Here is a 6,669-nt window from a genome sequence, read left to right on the forward strand (position 1 = left end):
GCACAAATTGAAGAACTGATTAAGTGGGGAGTGGACTTCGACAAAAACGAGAAAGGCGAATTCGACTTGCACCGCGAAGGAGGACACTCGGAATTCCGTATCCTTCACCACAAAGACAACACAGGAGCTGAAATACAGGACAGCCTGATCAAAGCCGTGCAACGGCATCCGAATATTACGGTAATCGAAAACCAGTTTGCCATTGAGATCCTGACACAGCATCATCTGGGAGTAACCGTTACCCGCCAGACACCGGACATTAAATGTTACGGTGCTTATATCCTCGACCCGAAAACCGGAAAAGTGGATACTTACCTTGCCAAAGTGACTTTGATGGCTACCGGCGGAGTAGGCGCCGTCTACAAAACGACTACCAATCCGCTAGTCGCTACCGGAGACGGTATAGCCATGGTTTACCGTGCCAAAGGTACAGTGAAAGATATGGAATTTGTACAATTCCACCCCACCGCCCTCTATCATCCGGGCGACCGCCCCTCTTTCCTGATTACGGAAGCAATGCGCGGCTACGGTGGCGTACTCCGCACCATGGATGGCAAGGAATTCATGCAGAAATATGACCCGCGTCTTTCGCTTGCCCCGCGTGACATCGTGGCACGTGCCATTGACAACGAGATGAAGAATCGCGGAGACGACCATGTTTATCTGGACGTCACCCACAAAGACCCGGAAGAAACAAAGAAGCATTTCCCCAATATCTACGAAAAATGCCTGAGCCTGGGCATCGACATCACTAAAGATTATATCCCGGTAGCTCCGGCCGCCCACTATCTCTGTGGCGGTATCCTCGTAGACTTGAACGGACAGTCTTCCATCGAACGTCTTTACGCAGTAGGAGAGTGCTCTTGTACAGGACTGCACGGGGGAAACCGCCTGGCTTCAAACTCACTGATAGAAGCCGTTGTTTATGCCGACGCAGCCGCCAAACATAGCTTGCAAGTCATAGACCGGTATTCCTACAACGAAGACATTCCCGAATGGAACGATGAGGGAACCCGTTCTCCGGAAGAAATGGTACTCATCACGCAGAGCATGAAGGAAGTCAATCAGATTATGAGTACTTACGTGGGTATTGTCCGCAGCGACCTCCGCCTGAAACGTGCCTGGGATCGGCTGGATATTATCTACGAGGAGACTGAGAGCCTGTTCAAACGCAGCGTCGCTTCCAGAGAAATCTGTGAATTGCGTAATATGGTGAATGTCGGTTATCTGATTATGCGCCAGGCAATGGAGCGCAAGGAAAGCCGCGGATTGCATTACACGATTGATTATCCTCACGCAAAGAAATAAAAAAATGCCGCTTGCAAATGATTGCAAGCGGCATTTTCTTTATCCAGTTAATCTATGGAGGTAGATTAATAATTTTCTTTCTTCACTTCGAAGTATGCTTGCGGATGCAGACATGCCGGACAAACTTCAGGAGCTTCCTTACCTACGGTAATATAACCGCAGTTACGGCATTGCCATACTACTTCGCCTTCTTTAGCGAATACTGTCATATTCTCGATATTGTTCACAAAAGCCAGATATCTTTCTTCGTGACCTTTTTCAGCGATAGAAATGTTGCGGTACATCGCAGCAATCATCGGGAAACCTTCCTGTTCTGCCACATCTGCAAAGTGAGGATAATCCAGTGACCATTCTTCATGTTCACCTGCTGCTGCGGCACGAAGATTTTCGAGTGTAGTACCGATTACACCAGCCGGATAGCTGGCGGTAATTTCAACCATACCGCCTTCCAGGAACTTAAACATACGTTTTGCATGTTCTTTTTCCTGATCAGCCGTTTCTGTGAAAATTGCAGAAATTTGTTCGTAACCTTCTTTTTTAGCCACACTTGCAAAATAAGTGTAACGCATTCTTGCCTGTGATTCTCCTGCGAATGAAGTCAACAGATTCTTCTCTGTCTGAGTTCCTTTAATGCTCTTAGCCATAATCTATATATATTTTAAATTGGTGATTACCGAACGTAACTTGTCGTACTATTTACAACGCAAATATAAGCGAATTGTTCGCAATAAACTGTCTTTTCTTTATAAATAAAAACTATCAGGACATTGATGAAATCTATCAACAGACAAATAATATGCTGGATAACATACTTATTTCGATTATTTTATATAATTTTGCAACCTCTACTTTGCAAAAGGAACGGATTACACGTATAACAACTCATAAAAATGAAGCTATTTGAATTTAAACCCAAACTGGTTTCTTGTCTAAAGAATTATTCAAAAGAAACATTTATGGCGGATCTGATGGCCGGTATCATCGTAGGTATCGTGGCACTTCCATTGGCTATCGCCTTCGGTATCGCTTCGGGAGTATCGCCCGAAAAAGGTATTATCACTGCCATCATCGCCGGATTTATCATCTCCCTGATGGGCGGAAGCAAAGTCCAGATCGGTGGTCCGACGGGAGCTTTCATCGTTATCATCTACGGCATCATCCAGCAATATGGAGAAGCCGGACTGATTGTAGCCACGCTTATGGCGGGCGTTCTTCTTGTATTACTAGGAGTGTTCAAACTCGGGGCAGTCATCAAGTTCATCCCTTATCCTATCATTGTCGGATTTACCAGTGGTATCGCCGTCACCATTTTCACTACCCAGATTGCCGATATCTTCGGTTTATCCTTCGGAGATGAGAAAGTTCCGGGAGATTTTGTAGGCAAGTGGATGATTTATTTCCGTCATTTCGATACAATCAACTGGTGGAACACCATTGTTAGTATTGTCAGCATTATCATCATTGCCATTACTCCCAAGTTCTCAAAGAAAATCCCCGGTTCATTGATAGCAATTGTTGTTGTCACTGCCGCCGTTTATCTGATGAAGACTTTCGGCGGAATCGACTGTATCCAGACGATAGGCGACCGCTTCACTATCAAATCAGAATTACCCGATGCCGTTGTACCTGCCTTGGACTGGGAAGCTATCAGAGAATTGTTCCCGGTAGCTATCACTATTGCCGTATTGGGTGCTATCGAATCATTGCTATCTGCCACCGTAGCCGACGGTGTGATTGGCGACCGGCACGACTCCAACACGGAACTTATCGCACAGGGCGCGGCAAATATAGTAGCTCCTTTGTTCGGCGGCATCCCCGCTACCGGAGCTATCGCCCGTACCATGACGAATATCAACAATGGCGGCAAGACACCGATAGCCGGCATTATCCATGCGGTAGTTCTGCTCCTGATTCTGCTTTTCCTGATGCCGTTGGCGCAATATATCCCGATGGCATGTCTTGCCGGCGTGTTAGTCATTGTATCTTATAATATGAGCGGCTGGCGTGTATTCAAGGCTTTATTGAAAAATCCGAAATCAGATGTCACCGTCCTGCTTATCACTTTCTTCCTTACGGTCATCTTCGACTTGACCGTTGCCATCGAAGTAGGATTAGTCATTGCCTGCGTGCTCTTTATGAAGCGTGTCATGGAGACGACCGAGATTTCCGTAATCACGGACGAGATTGACCCGAATAAAGAATCGGACATTACCATACACGAAGAAAACCTGATGATTCCCAAAGGCATAGAGGTATACGAAATCAACGGCCCTTATTTCTTCGGCATTGCTACCAAATTTGAAGAAACAATGGCACAATTGGGTGACCGTCCGAAAGTACGTATCATCCGTATGCGGAAAGTCCCGTTCATTGATTCTACGGGTATTCACAACCTGACTGTGCTTTGTGAAATGTCGCAGAAAGAAAAGATTACCGTTATTCTTTCCGGTGTAAACGATAAGGTACATAAAGTACTGGAAAAATCAGGTTTCTATGAATTGCTGGGAAAAGATAATATCTGTCCGAACATTAATGTGGCGTTGGAAAGAGCGGAAAGCATTATGAAATAGTACAGATTGGAAAAGAGAGAACACTTCGAATATTTTCTCATCTCGATGAGTGTTTTTCTCATAACATTGAGAAATGTTTGAGTTCCTCACATTCCTTTAAACTCTGAAAAAGGAGACAGGTTGGCCGTTTTATAACCCTTATCCGAAAAAATCCCCCGCTATATGAAAGGCTTTTATGTACTTCTCAAAACAAAAAGCTTTCATATAGCGGGAGATTCTATTTATAATCCCGACAGGAAAAGATTAACGATTCTCCGTATCTTTCATACAACGTACGGAAAAAGCATGAGAACGCCCCGCGGAATGAGTCCATGTTTTATCTGCCGATTTATAATATATGGCACTGCCACCCTGGTCTTTATCATTTCCGTAGTTGGTAGCAGGTGAGTTCGACCAATAACAAGCGGCAGTTGTAGAATTATTTGTGGTACGGTCTGACGGATTAGATCCCCAGCGGGCACCTGCTAACGGCCAATAAGCATAGTTCGTACCGTCATAACAGTATCTTATCACTCCGATACTCGTTTGCTTCACATACTCGCCGCTCTTTTCCACCTCTGCCAGTACTCCCGGAGATACCACACGGTAACCTTTCGGACAAGGGTCATAGATAGATTTATGACCGTCAGACGGATTATTAAAAGTATTAGATTCGTTCGGATTTCCCCAAAAATCATCCTTGCGGTCAGTACGTGCACCTGTCCATGCTCCCAAATACCAGTCGGACTTTGTATTATCCACTGTCGCAGTATAAAGCAACTCACGGGGATGTTCTATGGAGAAGCGCACACTCGTAGCCTCTGTAGGTATCGAGTAATAACCATTTGCTCCCCAGCCGAACGGAGTAGGACGTCCCCATTGGAAATAAACTCCATTCGTCTTCCAGTTATCTTCTACCGTATATGTACCCAAATTACGATCTTGGACAATATAACCGGTATTCCCGTAAGCATGTTCTGCCGGAACAGGCGTCATCCATACAATAAAGCTCCATATAACAGTCGAGCGGTCTTCTCCATAAATCGCTACCTGACCGCAACCACCATCATAACCATTCGAAATTTTATAAGAATTGACCGTAATATTATAATCACTGCTTACCGGAGAAATATCCGTTGTAGACCCATTGACACCAACCATCTTATGACCGTTGTTCAAATCACAGTTGAAAATAGTTCCGGCATATTTTGGTTCTTCCACTTCCATAAAGTTACCACGCGCCTTTACACTAATCGTATTGTTCACACCGGAAGAAGAAATAGTAGTCATTATACAGTTTGACTCGCCATATGCCCATCCTCCGACTAGCAAACGTGTCTCCACGGGCTCATACCATTCACATGAGTTATCCGAAAGTTTCAGGTCGTTGATGGCAATGACATTGACAGCATTTGCCTGTAACGATTTACCTTCTTTCAAGATAGGGATGGTAACTGTCGTCTGATTATCACCTTCCAGAGTGACAACGATGTAGACCTGCTTATCTTTCAATTCTGCCGGATACGTGGTCAGATAGACCTCCTGAGTAGTGGCAAGTAGTTCGGGAACGGCTAAAGAAACAGTTGCATACGGTTTATTTTCCGAACCAAAAGTCAGTTCGTCCGTATCCAGATTGGCAGTAAACGTACCGGAAAGAGGTGTCCGGGTATCCTTATCATATAAAGACACACTTTTCAGTTTATAAGTAGAAAGCTCCTGTGAAGAAATGCTGAATTTCACATACGCCATTGGATGCCTCAGAGAAAACTGTGCAGATTTACTTGTACTGTTCACTGTCGTTGTTGCATAGGCAAAACCATATTTACCGATATGATGACTATCCCCGGGCTTGCTCTGCTCCTGTTCAGTAGCGAGAGAAGCGGTAATCTTATTACCCTCGTCCGCCAGTTTCGTACTTGCTTTATAAGGATAATAGACAAGAATCTTCGTTTCTCCCTCTTTCGCAGGATTTACACCTTCCGCTGTAAAAACACCGGAGTTCTGTCCGACAGATTCGTCGCTCAACAAAGCCTCCACATTATCTATATCCGCCCCTTCGGTGCGGGAAAAAAGTCCGAGAGCATCCCCGTCACTCCAAAGTACCGGATAGATATCTCCCGTCTTATCACCAATAGAAGTACGTGTCCGGGCCGAAGTAAGCCCTATCAACGTGAATTGCGACTCTTCCAACAGTTCTTTATTCCCGTCAGACGAAAAGATATCCTCTTGCGTGCAGCCCGTCATTGCCAAAGCCACTACGCAGACTGCTAATAATATATTTTTCATATTCATGTATTCTTTTGAAGTTACACCATTTCTTACTTACCACTCATTCTCTTCCAACTCACCGGCAGAGTTGTCATCACTCCACATTCCTTCCGTTCCCGATGCCTTCCATGTCTGAAAAGCGGAACATACGGCACGCCCTTCGGCATTATAGGCGATGATCGCACTGATATAATTGACTCCCGGCTTTAACCCTTCGACAATTTTGTGAGTGTAAGGCAGAGATACAGGCACTCCGTTCTCTTCTACGAACTTCACCAGTTTCACCTCAATGTTATAATCAAAGCCTATATCGGCCACCGGATAGAATTCAATGACTTTCGCTCCGAACGTAGTACCTGTTTGCTGCTCGGAAGTAATCAGAGCCGTATTGTCCGCAATCTCCGAAACTATCAGGTTCATAGTGGGAATGACACGCGGAGCCGAATCATCCTTGTCCGAACAGGAGGCAGTTATCAGCAGTAGTACGAAGATAAATGCCATATTTATATGTAAGTTCTTCATAATCATATTGTATTAGTTTTAT

At 44.8% G+C, this 6,669-nt stretch carries 5 protein-coding genes; 2 read left to right on the forward strand and 3 right to left on the reverse strand.

The genetic code is table 11. The features are described from left to right. Positions 1 to 1,308: FAD-binding protein (locus RDN93_RS21220; RefSeq protein WP_308747318.1), on the forward strand; the 1,308-nt coding region annotated here is incomplete at its 5' end. A gap of 65 nt (positions 1,309 to 1,373) precedes the next feature. Here RDN93_RS21220 and rbr read toward each other — a convergent pair. Then, positions 1,374 to 1,952 (reverse strand): rubrerythrin, encoded by a 579-nt coding sequence (gene rbr, locus RDN93_RS21225; protein WP_005676804.1) that lies wholly within the window; start codon positions 1,950 to 1,952, stop codon positions 1,374 to 1,376. Between the two features lie 246 nt (positions 1,953 to 2,198). Between rbr and RDN93_RS21230 the strand changes: the two genes are divergently transcribed. Continuing rightward, positions 2,199 to 3,878, forward strand: a complete 1,680-nt coding sequence (locus RDN93_RS21230) for a sulfate permease (RefSeq protein WP_308747319.1) — start codon at positions 2,199 to 2,201, stop codon at positions 3,876 to 3,878. Positions 3,879 to 4,121: 243 nt separating this feature from the next. On the opposite strand, the gene RDN93_RS21235 is transcribed toward RDN93_RS21230, so the two are convergent. Next, positions 4,122 to 6,143 carry a fimbrillin family protein gene (locus RDN93_RS21235; protein ID WP_308747320.1) on the reverse strand — a complete coding sequence of 674 codons (2,022 nt, stop codon included), beginning with the start codon at positions 6,141 to 6,143 and terminating at the stop codon, positions 4,122 to 4,124. Between the two features lie 36 nt (positions 6,144 to 6,179). Beyond that, positions 6,180 to 6,653, reverse strand: a complete 474-nt coding sequence (locus RDN93_RS21240) for a hypothetical protein (protein ID WP_308747321.1) — start codon at positions 6,651 to 6,653, stop codon at positions 6,180 to 6,182. Between the last annotated feature and the right edge of the window lie 16 nt (positions 6,654 to 6,669).

Source organism: uncultured Bacteroides sp., assembly GCF_902491285.1.
Classification (GTDB): Bacteria; Bacteroidota; Bacteroidia; order Bacteroidales; family Bacteroidaceae; genus Bacteroides.

Bases quoted from the DNA above. Each gene is read 5' to 3' on its own strand.
- rbr (WP_005676804.1), bottom strand. From the start codon at position 1,952: ATGGCTAAGAGCATTAAAGGAACTCAGACAGAGAAGAATCTGTTGACT.
- RDN93_RS21240 (WP_308747321.1), bottom strand. From the start codon at position 6,653: ATGATTATGAAGAACTTACATATAAATATGGCATTTATCTTCGTACTA.
- RDN93_RS21230 (WP_308747319.1), top strand. From the start codon at position 2,199: ATGAAGCTATTTGAATTTAAACCCAAACTGGTTTCTTGTCTAAAGAAT.
- RDN93_RS21235 (WP_308747320.1), bottom strand. From the start codon at position 6,143: ATGAAAAATATATTATTAGCAGTCTGCGTAGTGGCTTTGGCAATGACG.